This is a genomic window from Shigella dysenteriae (genome assembly GCF_022354085.1).
Taxonomy (GTDB): domain Bacteria; phylum Pseudomonadota; class Gammaproteobacteria; order Enterobacterales; family Enterobacteriaceae; genus Escherichia; species Escherichia coli.
This window is the reverse complement of the sequence record NZ_CP055055.1, coordinates 1,225,998-1,243,513: the sequence shown is the minus strand read 5'-3', so window position 1 is coordinate 1,243,513 and position 17,516 is coordinate 1,225,998. Positions and strand designations below refer to the sequence as shown.

Genomic DNA, 17,516 nt, shown 5'->3' with positions numbered 1-17,516 from the left:
GGCATTCCTGATAAATGGCGCACATCCTTAGCGAGTCCATTTATCTAAATAAGACAAAGGTAATCACTTAACAACGGCCCACTATTAATAATGGCAGGATTATTTCAAGTCGGGTAAGTCGTTGTATAAGCCCTGTTTAATTCCCGCTAATGGAATAAGGTTATTCACCGCAGCGGCATAATTTACGGCGGCGACCCAGCCATCATAATTGGCATTTATTTCAGCCGATTGCGCCTGAAAGACATCTTGCTCGACGGTTAATAGATCATTCAGACTGCGTTTACCCAATTTATATTCATTTTGGTACACATCTCGCGTTTTGTGCGCACTTTCGGATTGCGCTAAACCGGCTTCTTCACGGCCCCGTGCGCCGGTCCAGTTCGCATATGCCACAGACGCTCGTTGCAGCACATCCAGTTTTGCCTGTTCGACCTGCGAGGCAGAGATTTTTTGTTGCCCTTCGGCCTGTTGCACCTGGGCAGAAACCGCGCCGCCCTGATACAGCGGCGCGTTAACGTTCAGTTGTAGCTGATCATCCCAATACGAGCGGTCGCTGGTCTGGTAGCGCGTTTTACCCCCCTGAATACTGAGCGTTGGCCAGTATTGCGCTTTCGTTTTTTCCACGCCGTACTGTGCTGACTGGCGTAAGTTTTCTGCCGCCAGCACCAGCGGGATGGACTGGTAATCAATATTCTTCAGCGATACCGGCTGCTCGGCTAATTCAGCAGGTGGCGCGGCTATCGCCTCCGGCTGTACGCCAGTGAGCACCGCCAGTTGCGCTTTGGCGCTCGCCATCTGCGCCTGATATTGCTCCAGCGTTGAGCGCATTCCGGCAATACGCGTCTGGGCCTGTAATTCATCCGACGATGAGTTCAGGCCTGCGTTAGCGCGCAATGCCGCCATGTTGTAGACGTTTTCCAGCGAGTGAATATTGCGTTGAGCCGCATCGCACAAAGTCTGATAACGACTGACTTCCATGTAGGCAGTCGCCGTTTTCTCTGCAACATCGGTTAAGGTTGCCATCAATTTAAAGCGGTAGCTGTCACGGGCGGCAGTTTGCAGATTGATATCGTTGTTAGTTTTACCAAAGTCATACACCAGCTGTGTCAGGGTTATGCCATACGAAACGTTGTTATCAAGCCTGCCGCTGGAGTCCGTTTGTCGGGACGGCCCCGCGTTGCCGGTTAATCCAACGTGCGGATACCAGGCACTTTTGGCTTCATCAATTTGCGCTTCGCCAATGCCTATCTGCGCCGCCTGTTGAGTGACGTCGGGATTTCGCGCAAAGGCGCGTAATATACTTTCCTGTAAGGATAATTGGGCAACTGGCGTTACCGCTGGGGCGTTCGCCCATTGTGGCAGCGGTGCAGCAATTGTAGCTTCTCCCATCACCATAAAACTTATTAAAAAAATAAACCCATTATTTTTACGGCTTTTAAACTGGAATCGCGCCATAGATAAGTCACTTCCTTCCAGGTCATTATTTTAACTGGTTTTTATAACCAGTCTCATTTTATTAAGAAGGGTAATAACTTGTGCATCTCTTTTGTCGATCATTGATATTGGCAAAGAAATGCAGCTAAAAAGCTTATACGTTATTTATTTAGAATACACTACGACTTTTAGATTACCATCATACACATTAAGAATAATCCACGGTAATAAGTGATTAGCATCACAGATTTATCGCGTATATATCATTTTTTTGTGACTTATTTATTAAAGGAATAAGAAAGGTAATTTGAATTAAAGACAAAGGCGCAGTACAGGCAGTACTGCGCGCAGAGAGGTGTTATACGGTTTTATTGCGCTTCATGACCATTGCCACAATAAGGCTGAGTAAGATTGCACCAATAATCCATATCAACGCACGGCTGCCCTGGGACCACAGGCTGTAGATAAAGCCAACGATCACCAACAACATCACCAACGTACCTACGATAAGAATCGGCAACGAGGCGTGAATATCATGACGCAGGCGGATTGCCACCACAAACACCGCCAGATAGCAAATCAAAAAGGTGGCGCTGGCAACGCTGGCGAGTGAGCCTAAATTTAGTGCCGCCGTCATCAGCATAATCAACACCACGACAATGATGTTGCCCCAGGTACTCTGCCGCCACAGGGATTTATTCATTAGCTTCGGCAGTTCGCGTTCGCTGCCCATGTTGTCCATGATGTTAAACACGGCGAACAGGTTCGCGTTGATGGCTGAAGCCGTCGCCAGTAAAGCGCCGATGACGACGATCACATAACCCACATGCCCGAGCAGCGGAGAAGCTGCCTGCGCTACGGCGGTATCGGCATATTTTTCTAACTCTAATGCCGATACATCGCTAAGCAAAACCAGCGCCAGCGAGATATAAAGCAACGTGGTAACGCCAATTGCCACCAGAAACGCCCGTGGCATAATGACCTGCGGATCTTTCACTTTATCCGCCGCGTTCGCCATCATGCCAAAGCCCGCATAGGCAAGGAAGGTTATCCCGATACAGGAGAAGAACGCACCGGAGCTGGGGGGCGCAGAGACGGAAATATGCGCCGGTTGCAGCGACCAGACACCGGCAATAATCAGCAATAACAGGATCATCATTTTAATGCCGACGAGGATCACCTCCAGCCGCCCTACCGCATGGTTGCTTAAGGAGTTGAAAAGCGTCATCACCGCAATGATCCCCAACGCGTAGAGCAAAATAAGGTGCTCCTCCTGGCTGCCTTCATGCAAAAACTGCACGGCATAAGCGCCAAAAGCACGGGCGACCATGGCGATGCTCACCGCCAGCGTCAACAGGTACAGTAACGAGAGCGCCAGCGAAAAGACGCCGTTGCCTAATCCGCGACGAAAGAAGTCGATAATGCCGCCATTGCTGGGATAGCTCGCCCCCAGACGCGCATAGGCATAACCGGAAAACATCGCCACAATACCGCCAAAAGCAAAGGCGACCCAGGTCGAGGCTTCCATTAGCAACGCAGCCTGCCCCAGCAGCGCGAAGATCCCCGCCCCCACCATTGCCCCAATGCCGATGGAAACGACGTTCCATAGACCGAGGGGTTTGTTACCGTTATTACCTTCCGTGTTCATCATGATCAGCCCTTAAACACGTTATAGCCGAGTTGCTTAGCGACCGATGCCACCATTTTTTGACCGCGAACACTGTTGCCTTCTTCGTCCAGCGGTGGTGAGAACGCGGCAATTCCCATCACTCCAGGGACGACCGCCAGAATACCGCCACCTACACCGCTTTTGCCCGGTAAACCAACACGATACGCCCAGTCACCGGAGCGACCATACAGCCCTTCCATCATCATTTCGGCCAGAATGTACGGCACGTTGTCGGCCTGAAGAACGCGTTTATGCGTCAACGGATTCACACCACCCGCCGCCAGCGTCGCGCCAAGCGTTGCCAGTTCAACAGTATTGATGAGCGTGGAGCACTGACGGGTGTACACGTCACAGGCTTCCATTGCATCACAATAGAGATATCCGGCGGAGTACAGCAGCCAGGCAATGGCCCGGTTATGGAAGTTGGTTGTTTGTTCCGACTGGTTGACTTCGTCAGAGAGCGCTACCAGCTCACCAGCCAGTTGCTGTTGGATATGTAAAATTCGCTGCCAGCGTTGTTCGGCATTTTCAGCGTTAATCAGGCTGGTGGTGGCAATAGCGCCAGCATTTACCAGTGGCGACAGCGGTTTGCCGCCATGCAACTCTAAGGCGATAACTGAGTTAAAGGGCAATCCGGTCGGGTCAGCGCCAATTTTGTCCTGTACCGCCTGCGGGCCGACATCTTCTAACGCAAGGGCTAACGTACAGACTTTCGAGATGGATTCCAGCGCAAAGCGGTAATCACTGTCACCCGCACTATAGACGTTGCCATCGCTGGTCACGATAGCCACTGCTGCCAGTTGACCAGGCACATTCGCCAGAAAGGGAATGTAATCGGCATTTTGTCCGCCGTTAAGTGAGTGAAATTGGGTGTAAGCCTGATCCACTGCCTGCTGTAATTTGTTTGCATCTAACATCTTTTGTTAACTCCTTTTTATAGATGCGGGAGGTAATTCCTCACCCCGGTGCCGATTTTCAGGCATCCTGATTTAACTTAGCACCCGCAACTTAACTACAGGAAAACAAAGAGATAAATGTCTAATCCTGATGCAAATCGAGCCGATTTTTTAATCTTTACGGACTTTTACTCGCCTGGGTTATTAATTTCTTGACCTTCCCCTTGCTGGAAGGTTTAACCTTTATCACAGCCAGTCAAAACTGTCTTAAAGGAGTGTTTTATGTCACAAACTATCGACCTGACCCTGGACGGCCTGTCCTGCGGTCACTGCGTTAAACGCGTGAAAGAAAGTCTCGAACAGCGCCCGGATGTGGAACAAGCGGATGTGTCTATCACTGAAGCGCACGTTACCGGGACTGCCAGTGCAGAACAGCTGATCGAAACCATCAAACAAGCGGGTTATGACGCATCTGTAAGCCACCCAAAGGCTAAACCGCTGGCGGAGTCATCAATCCCGTCGGAAGCACTGACAGCGGTTTCTGAGGCGCTTCCGGCAGCGACCGCCGATGACGATGACAGCCAGCAGTTGCTGCTGAGCGGCATGAGCTGCGCCAGCTGTGTCACCCGCGTACAAAATGCGCTGCAAAGCGTACCGGGCGTCACTCAGGCACGGGTAAACCTGGCGGAGCGTACTGCGCTGGTGATGGGCAGTGCCTCCCCACAAGATTTAGTGCAGGCGGTGGAAAAAGCGGGCTACGGCGCGGAAGCGATTGAAGATGACGCTAAACGCCGCGAGCGCCAGCAAGAAACCGCCGTCGCTACGATGAAGCGCTTCCGCTGGCAGGCAATTGTTGCACTGGCTGTGGGTATCCCGGTAATGGTCTGGGGGATGATCGGCGATAACATGATGGTCACCGCTGACAACCGCAGCCTGTGGTTGGTTATCGGCCTGATAACCCTGGCAGTGATGGTTTTCGCCGGCGGCCATTTTTACCGCAGCGCATGGAAAAGCCTGCTGAACGGTGCAGCGACGATGGATACACTGGTGGCGCTGGGTACTGGCGTGGCGTGGCTCTATTCGATGAGCGTCAACCTGTGGCCGCAGTGGTTCCCGATGGAAGCGCGGCATCTTTACTATGAAGCCAGTGCGATGATTATCGGTCTGATTAATCTCGGTCATATGCTGGAAGCGCGCGCACGTCAGCGTTCTTCTAAGGCGCTGGAGAAATTACTCGATTTAACCCCACCGACGGCGCGCCTGGTTACTGACGAAGGTGAAAAAAACGTGCCGCTGGCGGAAGTTCAGCCAGGCATGCTACTGCGCCTGACGACGGGCGACCGCGTGCCAGTAGATGGCGAGATTACCCAGGGCGAAGCATGGCTGGATGAAGCGATGCTGACGGGCGAACCTATCCCGCAGCAAAAAGGCGAAGGCGATAGCGTCCATGCCGGGACAGTGGTGCAGGACGGTAGCGTGCTGTTTCGCGCCAGTGCGGTTGGTAGCCATACCACGCTATCAAGGATCATTCGTATGGTGCGCCAGGCCCAGAGCAGCAAGCCAGAAATCGGTCAGCTGGCGGATAAAATCTCAGCCGTATTTGTGCCGGTAGTAGTGGTTATTGCGCTTGTCAGTGCGGCAATCTGGTATTTCTTTGGTCCGGCACCGCAGATTGTCTATACCCTGGTGATTGCCACCACGGTACTGATTATCGCCTGTCCGTGTGCGCTGGGGCTGGCGACGCCGATGTCGATTATTTCCGGCGTCGGGCGGGCGGCTGAGTTTGGCGTGCTGGTGCGGGACGCCGACGCGCTGCAACGCGCCAGTACACTCGACACTGTAGTGTTCGATAAAACCGGGACGCTGACTGAAGGGAAGCCGCAGGTTGTCGCAGTGAAAACATTTGTTGATTTTGACGAAGCGCAGGCGCTGCGTCTGGCGGCGGCGCTGGAGCAAGGTTCCAGCCATCCGCTGGCACGGGCGATCCTCGATAAAGCAAGCGATATGCAGCTGCCGCAGGTCAACGGTTTCCGCACATTGCGCGGGCTGGGCGTGAGCGGTGAAGCTGAAGGTCATGCGTTATTGCTGGGCAATCAGGCGCTGTTAAATGACCAGCAAGTTGATACTAAAGCGATTGAAGCAGATATTTCAGCTCAGGCATCGCAAGGGGCAACGCCTGTGCTGCTGGCGGTTGACGGGAAAGCGGTAGCCCTGCTGGCTGTACGCGATCCGTTGCGTAGTGATAGCGTGGCGGCGCTGCAACGTCTGCATAAAGCGGGATATCGTCTGGTGATGTTGACCGGGGATAACCCAATCACCGCCAATGCGATCGCCAAAGAAGCAGGGATTGATGAGGTGATCGCCGGGGTGCTGCCGGACGGTAAAGCCGAAGCGATTAAACGCCTGCAAAGTGAAGGACGTCAGGTGGCAATGGTGGGCGACGGCATTAACGACGCGCCAGCGCTGGCTCAGGCGGATGTCGGCATTGCGATGGGTGGCGGCAGTGATGTTGCTATTGAAACCGCGGCGATTACCCTGATGCGCCATAGCCTGATGGGCGTTGCGGATGCGCTCGCTATTTCCCGCGCAACGCTGCGCAACATGAAACAGAACCTGCTCGGCGCGTTTATCTACAACAGTATCGGTATTCCGGTCGCCGCCGGTATTTTGTGGCCGTTTACTGGAACACTGCTTAACCCGGTAGTTGCCGGAGCGGCAATGGCGCTCTCGTCGATTACCGTAGTGAGTAACGCCAACCGGTTGCTGCGGTTTAAACCGAAGGAATAAGTACATCATTGCGGATGCGCTGCTTTAGGGTGGCGCATTTGGCATCGACGCATGACTGCCGGATGCGGCGTGAACGCCTTATCCGGCCTACGGTTCAGGCACAGGTTTGTAGGCCTGATAAGACGCGTAAGCGTCGCATCAGGCAATGGTGCTCGGATGCCGGATGCGGCGTGAACGCCTTATCCGGCCTACGAGATGAAGCGATGTTTTGGCCTTACGCGACCTTTTTTGCACGCTCTTCACGGCGTGCCAAATATTCAGCCACTGTTTCAATCCGTCCCAATTCTTCCTGGGTACGCATGTTGTTTTCAACTTCCCAAAGATCAACTGCCGCCTGGAGGTTTAGCCAAAAATCGACTGTGGTATCAAAAACTTTCGCCAGACGGAATGCCATCTCAGTGGTGAGTTTACGATTGTTATTGATCAGTGCACTGATGCTATTACGATGAACATGCAGCAACTCTGCTAACTCATTGATTTTCAAATCTAGCGGTTCCAGATATTCATAGAGAAGAATATCTCCGGGTGTCGTCGGTTTTCTTGTTGCCTGTTTCATAGTTTTTAACTGTTGCTTCCCTGTGAATAGCGATACAAGAACATACGGAATCATACAAACACATTAAACAAGTTCCCAACTCCATTTGCGCCATCCCTCCCCGCGCGCTAGCATGATATTTCACAAAGGGAGGTCGTATGGATCTGTTGTACCGGGTAAAAACGCTTTGGGCCGCGCTGCGCGGTAATCATTACTCCTGGCCTGCCATCGATATCACCCTCCCCGGCAATCGCCATTTTCATCTGATTGGCAGTATTCATATGGGTAGCCACGATATGGCTCCCCTGCCCGCCCGTTTGCTCAAAAAGCTCAAAAACGCCGATGCGCTGATCGTCGAGGCGGATGTTTCCAACAACGATACGCCTTTTGCTAATTTGCCTGCCTGCGAGGCGCTGGAAGAGCGCATTAGCGAGGAGCAACTCCAAAAACTGCAGCACATTAGCCAGGAGATGGGCATTTCTCCCTCACTCTTTTCTACCCAACCGCTGTGGCAAATCGCGATGGTTCTTCAGGCGACGCAGGCACAAAAACTGGGGCTGCGGGCAGAATACGGTATCGATTACCAGCTATTGCAGGCGGCGAAGCAACAACATAAACCCGTGATTGAACTGGAAGGGGCTGAAAACCAGATTACCATGTTGCTCCAGCTCCCTGACAAAGGACTGGCACTGCTGGACGATACGCTGACCCACTGGCATACCAACGCACGGTTGCTGCAACAAATGATGAGCTGGTGGCTGAATGCGCCGCCGCAAAATAATGAAATAACGCTGCCCAATACGTTCAGTCAGTCGCTGTACGATGTGCTGATGCATCAGCGAAATCTCGCCTGGCGGGATAAATTACGCGCCATGCCGCCGGGGCGATATGTGGTCGCGGTCGGTGCACTACACCTGTATGGAGAAGGGAATTTGCCGCAAATGTTGCGCTAAAAAAATGGCCAATATCGCTATTGGCCCGTCAAAGAGGAATTTCATTTTTTTATTATTATGCCGTCACTTTAAGCGACGGTGTAACTCGATTGTCGCTCAATCTCACCATCCTGCCAATACTCTTAGGCAAGATGACTCTTTTTTTTGGACCGCCATCAGGCGTATGCTTGCTTCGTTTTTTTGTTTAAGGCAGGAAAATTACCATGACACCCGCAGTTAAATTACTCGAAAAAAACAAGATTTCGTTTCAAATCCATACCTACGAGCACGATCCGGCTGAAACCAATTTTGGCGATGAAGTCGTCAAAAAATTAGGTTTGAATCCGGATCAGGTCTACAAAACGCTGCTGGTCGCAGTGAACGGTGATATGAAACACCTTGCCGTGGCCGTTACGCCGGTCGCAGGTCAACTGGACCTTAAAAAAGTAGCAAAAGCGCTGGGTGCCAAGAAAGTTGAGATGGCCGATCCGATGGCCGCGCAGCGTTCGACGGGGTATCTGGTAGGGGGGATTAGCCCACTGGGGCAGAAAAAACGTCTGCCAACGATTATCGACGCCCCTGCACAAGAATTTGCCACTATTTATGTTTCCGGCGGTAAGCGCGGGCTGGATATCGAACTGGCGGCAGGCGATCTGGCGAAGATCCTCGATGCCAAATTTGCTGATATCGCCCGCCGCGATTAAGCATTGTGCCGGATGCGAACATCCGGCACTTTCGGATTACTGCCAGCTCACCTCACCTTTCGGTTCATAAACACTCACATCCAGCGGCGAGCTTTTCTGGATATACGCTTTCAGCACTTCGGCATCAATAAAGCCGGTATTCACATAGCCCGGTTTGTTATCAAGGCGCGGATATCCATCACCGCCGGTGGCATTGAAGTTTAATGTCGCCATACGGTAAGTTTTCGCTGGATCGACCGGTTCGCCTTTGATTTTAAGGTCGTTCAGTTTGCCGTCTTTCGCCACAAAGCTAACGTTGGCAAATTGCGGGTAGGCACCTGAATCTGGCTTCATCTGCGCGACGGCGGTCAGGTAATCAATCACCTCTTTACCGGTCATGTCGGCATACACCACCACATTGCCGAATGGCTGCACTTTCAGCACGTTTTTATAGCTGATATCGCCTGCTTCGATAGAATCACGAATTCCGCCTCCGCTCATCACCGCAAAGTCGGCACCAGTGCGATCCATTTGTGCTGCCAGAATTAACCGCCCCAGATTGGTCTGTACAAAACGCACTTTGTCACGATCGCCTTCCAGACGACCATTGGTTTCGCCTATTTTCACTTCCAGCTGCGCTTTGCCTTTGTTCTGGAACGGTGATAACAGCGAGATCATTTGCTGGTTTTCAGCGATTTCAGGGGTGTACAGCACGCGCTCGCTTTTCCCGTCTTCCCAGGTCACTTTCTTCTTCAGGTTCACCGGAATCAGCTGGTAGTTAACCATTTTCATTTCGCCATTACGAAACTCAAAATCAGCCCGTCCCACGTATTTGCCCCACTCATGCGCCTGCACAATCCAGATGCCGTTTTGTTGATCCGGTTTGCATGGCGTACCCGGCACGTAATCGACCTGTTTTTTGTTTTCTGCCGCCATGCAGACCGGATCTTGCGAGTGACCACCGACGATCATCGCCAGCGATCCGGCAGGCAGCGCGCGTGCCATCTCCACATCGCCCGGTGCATTAGAGCCGTGCTCACCATTGTCGTAATGCCCCATATGGGTCGCCGCGATAATAATGTCTGGCTTTTCTGTCTGTTGCAGCTCCTGAATCACCAGCTTCGCTTCATCGGCGGGCTTACGGAACTCAATATCGGTGAAGTTTTCTGGGTTGCCTAACTTCGCTGTGTCATCCGTCGTCAGACCAATAACGGCAATTTTCAGATCCTGACGCTTAAACAGCGCCCATGGTTTAAACAGGCGCTCGCCGGTACTTTTCTGGTAGATATTGGCAGAAAGTAACGGGAACTTTGCCCACTTTTCCTGCTGGCGTAATACGGTGAGCGGGTTATCAAATTCATGATTACCGATCGCCATCGCGTCATAGCCCACCAGATTCATACCGCGAAAATCAGGTTCGGCATCCTGTAAGTCAGACTCGGGCACGCCAGTGTTAATGTCGCCACCGGAAAGTAGCAGCACGCTACCGCCTTCAGCCGCAACCTCTTTGCGGATACCATCCACCAGCGTTTTTTGCGCCGCCAGACCATATTCGCCATATTCATTGCGCCAAAAATGCCCATGATGATCATTGGTATGCAGAACTGTAATTTTGTAGGTTTTATCCTGCTCATACGCCAGAGCAGCTTCACTCGCCAGTGTAAATGTGGTTAACAGTGCTAACGCCACGCCCCGCTGCAATAATTTCATACTTCTCTCCCTGACCTGATTTCAACGTGTTGAAAAATAGTATGACGCGACATCATAGACAAGTCTGCGTCCGGTGAAGATAAATCTGCATCCAGATTAGAAATTCTGTATTCAGCGTTGAGACTTCCTTCAGGCGGCGCATACAGGTATGTTAGTCGGGTAATAATCACAAATAAGATCATTCTTTACATCGCAACCCTGAAAAAGTGACTTTCCTATGGCAATGAGTGAACAAACCCAGCCTGTGGCGGGCGCGGCTGCGTCAACGACCAAGGCCCGAACATCGTTTGGTATTTTAGGTGCTATCAGCCTCTCACATCTGCTGAACGACATGATCCAATCGCTGATTCTGGCGATTTATCCGCTGCTTCAGTCAGAATTTTCTCTGACATTTATGCAGATTGGCATGATAACCCTCACCTTCCAGCTCGCCTCTTCGCTACTGCAACCAGTGGTCGGCTACTGGACCGATAAATATCCGATGCCGTGGTCGTTGCCAATTGGCATGTGCTTTACCTTAAGTGGTCTGGTGCTGCTTGCGCTGGCTGGCAGTTTTGGCGCAGTTCTGCTGGCGGCGGCGCTGGTCGGTACCGGTTCATCGGTCTTTCATCCGGAATCTTCTCGCGTGGCCCGTATGGCTTCTGGCGGGCGGCATGGCCTGGCGCAATCAATCTTTCAGGTCGGCGGCAACTTTGGCAGTTCCCTGGGACCCTTGCTGGCGGCGGTGATTATCGCGCCTTATGGCAAAGGCAACGTTGCCTGGTTTGTGCTTGCGGCACTGCTGGCGATCGTGGTGTTGGCGCAAATCAGCCGTTGGTACTCGGCACAGCACCGAATGAATAAAGGAAAACCCAAAGCGACGATTATCAATCCACTGCCGCGCAATAAAGTTGTACTGGCGGTCAGCATTCTGTTAATCCTCATTTTCTCGAAATATTTCTATATGGCGAGCATCAGCAGCTATTACACCTTTTATCTGATGCAAAAATTCGGATTATCTATCCAGAATGCTCAACTTCATCTGTTTGCCTTCCTGTTTGCCGTTGCGGCAGGTACGGTGATCGGCGGGCCTGTAGGGGATAAAATTGGGAGGAAATATGTGATTTGGGGCTCTATCCTCGGCGTTGCGCCGTTTACGCTGATTTTACCCTACGCCAGCCTGCACTGGACGGGGGTTTTAACGGTGATTATTGGATTTATCCTCGCTTCGGCATTCTCTGCCATTCTGGTTTACGCTCAGGAGCTGCTTCCGGGACGTATCGGTATGGTTTCTGGACTCTTTTTCGGTTTTGCTTTTGGCATGGGAGGTCTGGGAGCGGCAGTTCTGGGGCTTATCGCCGATCACACCAGCATCGAGTTAGTCTATAAAATCTGTGCTTTCCTGCCACTATTGGGGATGTTGACCATATTCCTGCCTGATAACCGGCATAAAGACTGATTTCATTGCAGCCAAAGGCAAACTTTGGCTGCATCGTTTTACAGTTGCCATAAGCCTTTCCTCTGTTAAACCGCCTTCTGTTTTCCGATCCGTGCTTTTTTTGCAGCTAATTCCATTTTTCTGCAAAATTCAATAATTATTCATGAACATCATCAATGAAATTGTCATAAACTATTACCTGTAATTTTGGTTTTCCCGGCCAAAAATGGACAATAACCACCAGGAAAAGGAGACGGAATGCATCACGCCACCCCGCTTATCACCACCATTGTTGGCGGCCTTGTGCTCGCCTTTATCCTCGGCATGCTGGCCAATAAACTACGTATTTCTCCTCTGGTGGGATATCTGTTAGCGGGTGTGCTGGCAGGACCATTCACTCCGGGCTTTGTTGCCGATACCAAGCTTGCGCCGGAACTGGCTGAACTGGGCGTCATTCTGTTGATGTTTGGCGTGGGTCTGCACTTTTCGCTGAAGGATTTGATGGCGGTAAAGGCCATCGCCATTCCCGGTGCGATCGCCCAGATAGCCGTGGCGACGCTGCTGGGTATGGCGCTCTCTGCCGTGCTGGGCTGGTCGTTAATGACCGGTATCGTGTTCGGTTTATGTCTTTCCACCGCCAGTACCGTGGTGTTACTGCGCGCACTTGAAGAACGGCAATTAATTGACAGTCAGCGTGGGCAAATCGCCATCGGTTGGTTGATTGTGGAAGACCTGGTAATGGTTCTGACGCTGGTGTTGCTGCCCGCAGTGGCAGGAATGATGGAACAGGGCGATGTGGGCTTTGCCACTCTTGCAGTCGATATGGGGATCACCATCGGCAAAGTGATCGCGTTTATCGCCATTATGATGCTGGTAGGTCGCCGTCTGGTGCCGTGGATTATGGCGCGCAGCGCGGCAACCGGTTCTCGCGAGCTGTTTACCCTGTCGGTGCTGGCGCTGGCGTTAGGGATTGCCTTTGGTGCGGTAGAGCTGTTTGATGTCTCCTTTGCACTCGGTGCGTTCTTTGCCGGGATGGTACTGAACGAGTCTGAACTGAGTCACCGTGCCGCCCACGATACGCTGCCATTGCGCGACGCGTTTGCGGTGCTGTTTTTTGTCTCCGTCGGGATGTTGTTTGATCCGTTAATTCTGATTCAGCAACCGCTGGCAGTGCTGGCGACGCTGGCGATTATTCTGTTTGGTAAGTCGTTAGCCGCGTTTTTCCTGGTGCGACTGTTTGGTCACTCCCAACGTACGGCATTAACTATCGCCGCCAGCCTGGCGCAAATTGGTGAGTTCGCGTTTATCCTGGCGGGACTGGGAATGGCATTGAATTTACTGCCGCAGGCCGGACAAAACCTGGTACTGGCAGGGGCGATCCTGTCGATTATGCTCAACCCGGTACTGTTCGCACTACTGGAGAAATATCTGGCGAAGACCGAAACGCTGGAAGAGCAGACGCTGGAAGAGGCAATCGAAGAAGAGAAGCAGATCCCAGTGGATATTTGCAACCATGCGCTACTGGTGGGTTACGGTCGTGTAGGCAGCCTGCTGGGGGAGAAATTGCTCGCCTCTGATATTCCGCTGGTGGTGATTGAGACGTCACGAACCCGTGTTGATGAGCTGCGAGAGCGTGGGGTCCGCGCAGTATTGGGAAATGCGGCGAACGAAGAAATTATGCAACTGGCGCATCTGGAATGTGCAAAATGGCTGATCCTGACGATCCCCAACGGTTATGAAGCGGGTGAGATTGTGGCATCTGCCCGCGCGAAAAATCCGGATATTGAGATTATTGCCCGCGCCCATTATGACGATGAAGTGGCGTATATCACCGAACGTGGTGCGAATCAGGTAGTGATGGGCGAGCGTGAAATCGCCCGTACTATGCTGGAACTGCTGGAAACGCCACCGGCGGGTGAGGTGGTGACGGGGTAAACGGTGGTTGCCGGATGTAAAATATGAAAAATATGTAGGCATGATAAGACGCGCCAGCGTCGCATCAGGCATCGAGATGCCAAATGCCAGATGCGGCGTGAACGCCTTATCTGGCCTACGAACCGACGATAACTTAACGATCCCAGTAAGACTCTTCCAGGCTGTCTTCACGCTCCGGCAAGCCGCGCGTTAAACGAGGTGAATGCTGGTTCAGTACCTGATAGCTCACACGGTTAGCATATTTACACACCTGCGCTAACGATGAATAAGTTAACCAGGTGAATTTATGTTTGCTGGAGTTTGGTACGTTGCTACGGTGGTAGCTGTTGGCGGTAATGTCATGCAGCAACGCTGCCAGTGCGCCATCCCCTGCTCCGTTGGTGTTCATGATTTTTTCCGGCCCGCCCATGTACGGCGCAATGTGCGAATAGACACGCAGCGGATTCTGACAATCCTTGTGGCGCATGGCGCGGCTAAACTCATACTGGTTGAATTCGGCTATAGCGCCCGGCAGCAACGGATGCTGGGTTTTACGTTTCGCTTCGTCTTCGGTAAAGCCCGCCATATACAAGCCGATTGGCCCGGCGGTGCACAGCACCAGATCAACCCAGTCCAGTGCCTTGTCAGATGCTAACAACGGATCGCTTTCTCCGGTCAACGCTTCGGCTTCATCTTCGTTCATCGCAAGGATAGAGACGTGGTCTTTGAGGAATTGCTGCCACCACTGCGGATTCTCGGCAATGACAAACTTGGTGCCCAGCGTCAGCACCACCGGTACGTTATATTTCTTCGCGTACTCAATGGCTTTCATGGTTGCTTCCGGCATGGGTTCACCCGGCTTGCAACGCACCAGATAAGAGGTGAGAACCAGAGCCGAGGCTCCGGCAATCACATCTTCCGGAATACTTTCAGCCCGCAGCTGGTTCATGTGGCCAGGGCTGATAGCAAAGGTACGTTCCCCGGACTCGCCAATCAGCGTAAAGCAACGACCAATCGGGCCATCCACGCCTTGTAGATAGTTAAGATCGGTACGGCTGGAGGTATTACACAGGTAACGATAGGCATAGCTGCCAATTTCAATATTGCTGCACATGACGCCCAGCAGCACCGAACGGTCGTCCGCGAGCACCGAGTAGTTATGCATGGTGTTACCAATGGTGCCACCCGCAAACTGATGGGTAATCAGGTTTTTCTGTTTTAGTTCCTGATAAAGCGCTTCGGCTACATCATCCTCAATCACCAGTGAATGCCCGGCGCTTAATCCATAACGCTCAATGAATTCATCATCCACTTTCGCTTCAATATCGACCAGCGTTTGATCGATACCCACTACCCAGGCGGCGCTGGTTTCGTTTTCTGGCTGGAATTGCTGAAGCAGCGGATCGCGTGCATTTACGGGGAAGTAATGTTTGGATTTACGTTTACCGGGAAATTTCATGGTTGTTTTTACGGGTGGTTAACTGAGCGGCGAATGTTAACACAATCTGACGGGAGCGCGCGAGACGCAGCCAGTTTCAATATCAGCAGGCGGGATCGCATTTTCATGGCAGTGGTTCCTTACAATGACGTAATTTGAAAGGAGTTTTTGTATGAAGCCGGAAAACAAATTACCTGTTCTGGAGCTCATTTCTGCTGAAATGAAGACCGTTGTGAATACTCTTCAGCCGGATTTACCGCCCTGGCCCGCAACGGGAACGATTGCTGAGCAACGACAGTATTACACGCTTGAGCGCCGATTCTGGAATGCGGGCGCTCCAGAAATGGCAACCAGAGCTTACATGGTTCCAACAAAATATGGGCAGGTGGAAACACGTCTCTTTTGTCCGCAGCCAGATAGCCCAGCGACGCTATTTTATTTGCATGGAGGCGGTTTTATTCTCGGCAATCTCGATACCCACGATCGCATCATGCGCCTGCTGGCAAGCTACAGCCAATGTACGGTGATTGGTATTGATTACACCCTTTCACCTGAAGCGCGTTTTCCGCAAGCGATAGAGGAAATTGTGGCTGCTTGTTGTTATTTCCACCAGCAGGCGGAGGATTATCAAATCAATATGTCCCGCATTGGCTTTGCCGGTGATTCCGCAGGTGCCATGCTGGCGCTCGCCAGTGCGTTGTGGTTGCGTGATAAACAGATCGATTGCGGTAAAGTTGCGGGCGTTTTGCTGTGGTATGGGCTTTACGGATTACGGGATTCCGTGACTCGTCGTCTGTTGGGCGGTGTCTGGGATGGCTTAACGCAACAGGATTTGCAGATGTATGAAGAGGCGTATTTAAGCAACGACGCGGACCGCGAGTCGCCGTATTACTGTCTGTTTAATAATGATCTCACTCGCGAAGTTCCGCCCTGTTTTATTGCCGGGGCGGAGTTCGATCCGCTGCTGGATGACAGCCGTCTGCTTTACCAGACGTTAGCGGCGCATCAGCAGCCCTGTGAGTTCAAACTCTACCCAGGCACGCTGCACGCCTTTTTGCATTATTCACGGATGATGAAAACCGCCGACGAGGCTCTTCGCGACGGCGCTCAGTTCTTTACCGCTCAGCTTTAGCGATACGCGGCAACAAGATTAGCCATCATTTCGATATGTTCCGGCGTGGCATTAAGCGCCGGAATATATTCATATTTTTTCCCGCCGGCACCGAGGAAGACCTCACGGTTTTGCTCGGCAATCTCTTCCAGCGTCTCCAGACAATCCGCAGCAAAGCCCGGGCACATCACCTGTATATGACCTACGCCTTTTTCTCCGAGCATTTTCAGCGTTTCGTCGGTATAAGGCATCAGCCAGGGTTCCCGGCCAAAGCGCGACTGAAAGGTCATCATCACTTTTTCCGGTGCCATCCCCAGTGCGGAAGCCAGTTCGCGAGTCGTTGTGCGGCAACGTTGCGGGTAATCATCGCCTTCATCTGCATAACGCTGGGGAATGCCATGATAAGAGAGCAGCAGCAGATCCGGTTCGCCATGTTTGGCAAAAGAAGCGCGTACGCTGTTCGCCAGTGCATTAATGTAATCGTGGTTATCGGCGTAATCACGTATAAACGATATCCCCGGAATGCTACGTTTGCGCGCCAGAATGCGTGCCAGTTCATCCCATACCGCACCGACCGTAGAACAGGAGAATTGCGGATAAAGCGGCAGCACCACAATATGATCTACATGCTCTGCCAGTAGTTCATCTACGGCGCTTTCCAGTGATGGCGAGCCGTAGCTCATTCCCAGCGCTACGGGCGTCTCCGGTAAACGTTGTGCCAGCGCCTGCTGTTGCTGGCGGCTGTAAACCATCAGCGGCGAGCCACCTTCCATCCAGACAGAGGCATACAGCTTCGCCACACGCGGCGAGCGCAGCGGCAAAATCACGCCGCGCAGCAATGGCCACCATAACAACCGTGAGGTATCAACCACGCGTCTGTCGCTTAAAAATTGTTTCAGATAGCGTTTTACCGCTTCAGGTGTGGGGGCATCGGGCGTACCCAGGTTTGCCAGCAGGATACCGGTTTTAGTCTGACGCATTACCGCCTCT

The 17,516-nt window shown here is 52.3% G+C and carries 13 protein-coding genes; 6 read left to right on the top strand and 7 right to left on the bottom strand.

What is annotated here, in order from left to right; all coding sequences use genetic code 11:
* Positions 1 to 99: 99 nt before the first annotated feature.
* The 3 genes from HUZ68_RS05925 to glsA form a co-directional block, all read right to left on the bottom strand.
* Entirely contained in the window at positions 100 to 1,455 is a 1,356-nt protein-coding gene (locus tag HUZ68_RS05925) for a TolC family outer membrane protein (protein ID WP_239594065.1), read from the bottom strand.
* A gap of 337 nt (positions 1,456 to 1,792) precedes the next feature.
* Positions 1,793 to 3,085 (bottom strand): APC family permease, encoded by a 1,293-nt coding sequence (locus HUZ68_RS05920; protein ID WP_000982170.1) that lies wholly within the window; start codon positions 3,083 to 3,085, stop codon positions 1,793 to 1,795.
* 2 nt (positions 3,086 to 3,087) lie between these two features.
* Positions 3,088 to 4,020 (bottom strand): glutaminase A, encoded by a 933-nt coding sequence (glsA, locus tag HUZ68_RS05915; RefSeq protein ID WP_000883037.1) that lies wholly within the window; start codon positions 4,018 to 4,020, stop codon positions 3,088 to 3,090.
* 261 nt (positions 4,021 to 4,281) lie between these two features.
* On the opposite strand from glsA, the gene copA reads away from it, so the two are divergent.
* Positions 4,282 to 6,786 carry a copper-exporting P-type ATPase CopA gene (copA, locus tag HUZ68_RS05910; protein ID WP_033814873.1) on the top strand — a complete coding sequence of 835 codons (2,505 nt, stop codon included), beginning with the start codon at positions 4,282 to 4,284 and terminating at the stop codon, positions 6,784 to 6,786.
* Between the two features lie 214 nt (positions 6,787 to 7,000).
* On the opposite strand, the gene HUZ68_RS05905 is transcribed toward copA, so the two are convergent.
* Positions 7,001 to 7,342, bottom strand: coding sequence for a HigA family addiction module antitoxin (locus HUZ68_RS05905; RefSeq protein ID WP_024192004.1), 342 nt, complete (start codon positions 7,340 to 7,342; stop codon positions 7,001 to 7,003).
* A 137-nt stretch (positions 7,343 to 7,479) separates the two neighbouring features.
* Between HUZ68_RS05905 and HUZ68_RS05900 the strand changes: the two genes are divergently transcribed.
* Positions 7,480 to 8,274 (top strand): TraB/GumN family protein, encoded by a 795-nt coding sequence (locus tag HUZ68_RS05900; protein WP_033814872.1) that lies wholly within the window; start codon positions 7,480 to 7,482, stop codon positions 8,272 to 8,274.
* Between the two features lie 203 nt (positions 8,275 to 8,477).
* Entirely contained in the window at positions 8,478 to 8,957 is a 480-nt protein-coding gene (gene ybaK, locus HUZ68_RS05895; protein WP_000186627.1) for a Cys-tRNA(Pro)/Cys-tRNA(Cys) deacylase YbaK, read from the top strand.
* Between the two features lie 36 nt (positions 8,958 to 8,993).
* Here the strand turns inward: ybaK and ushA are convergent, their stop codons facing one another.
* Positions 8,994 to 10,646 (bottom strand): bifunctional UDP-sugar hydrolase/5'-nucleotidase, encoded by a 1,653-nt coding sequence (gene ushA / locus HUZ68_RS05890; RefSeq protein ID WP_033814871.1) that lies wholly within the window; start codon positions 10,644 to 10,646, stop codon positions 8,994 to 8,996.
* Positions 10,647 to 10,863: 217 nt separating this feature from the next.
* Here ushA and fsr point away from each other — a divergent pair, with 217 nt between their 5' ends.
* Both fsr and ybaL read left to right on the top strand, forming a co-directional pair.
* Positions 10,864 to 12,084: a fosmidomycin MFS transporter gene (gene fsr, locus HUZ68_RS05885; RefSeq protein ID WP_001251634.1), complete on the top strand. Its 1,221-nt coding sequence runs from the start codon at positions 10,864 to 10,866 to the stop codon at positions 12,082 to 12,084.
* Positions 12,085 to 12,321: 237 nt separating this feature from the next.
* The gene (ybaL, locus tag HUZ68_RS05880) at positions 12,322 to 13,998 is read left to right on the top strand and encodes a YbaL family putative K(+) efflux transporter (RefSeq protein WP_000546228.1); all 1,677 of its coding nucleotides are present in this window, start codon (positions 12,322 to 12,324) and stop codon (positions 13,996 to 13,998) included.
* A gap of 133 nt (positions 13,999 to 14,131) precedes the next feature.
* On the opposite strand, the gene gsk is transcribed toward ybaL, so the two are convergent.
* On the bottom strand, positions 14,132 to 15,436 hold the full coding sequence (gene gsk / locus HUZ68_RS05875; RefSeq protein ID WP_000671574.1) for an inosine/guanosine kinase: 1,305 nt from the start codon (positions 15,434 to 15,436) through the stop codon (positions 14,132 to 14,134).
* 151 nt (positions 15,437 to 15,587) lie between these two features.
* Here gsk and aes point away from each other — a divergent pair, with 151 nt between their 5' ends.
* Positions 15,588 to 16,547 (top strand): acetyl esterase, encoded by a 960-nt coding sequence (gene aes, locus HUZ68_RS05870; RefSeq protein WP_033814870.1) that lies wholly within the window; start codon positions 15,588 to 15,590, stop codon positions 16,545 to 16,547.
* Here aes and hemH read toward each other — a convergent pair.
* Positions 16,544 to 17,506 (bottom strand): ferrochelatase, encoded by a 963-nt coding sequence (gene hemH, locus HUZ68_RS05865; RefSeq protein WP_001250105.1) that lies wholly within the window; start codon positions 17,504 to 17,506, stop codon positions 16,544 to 16,546. The two genes, aes and hemH, sit on opposite strands and share 4 nt — an antisense overlap.
* Positions 17,507 to 17,516: the final 10 nt, after the last annotated feature.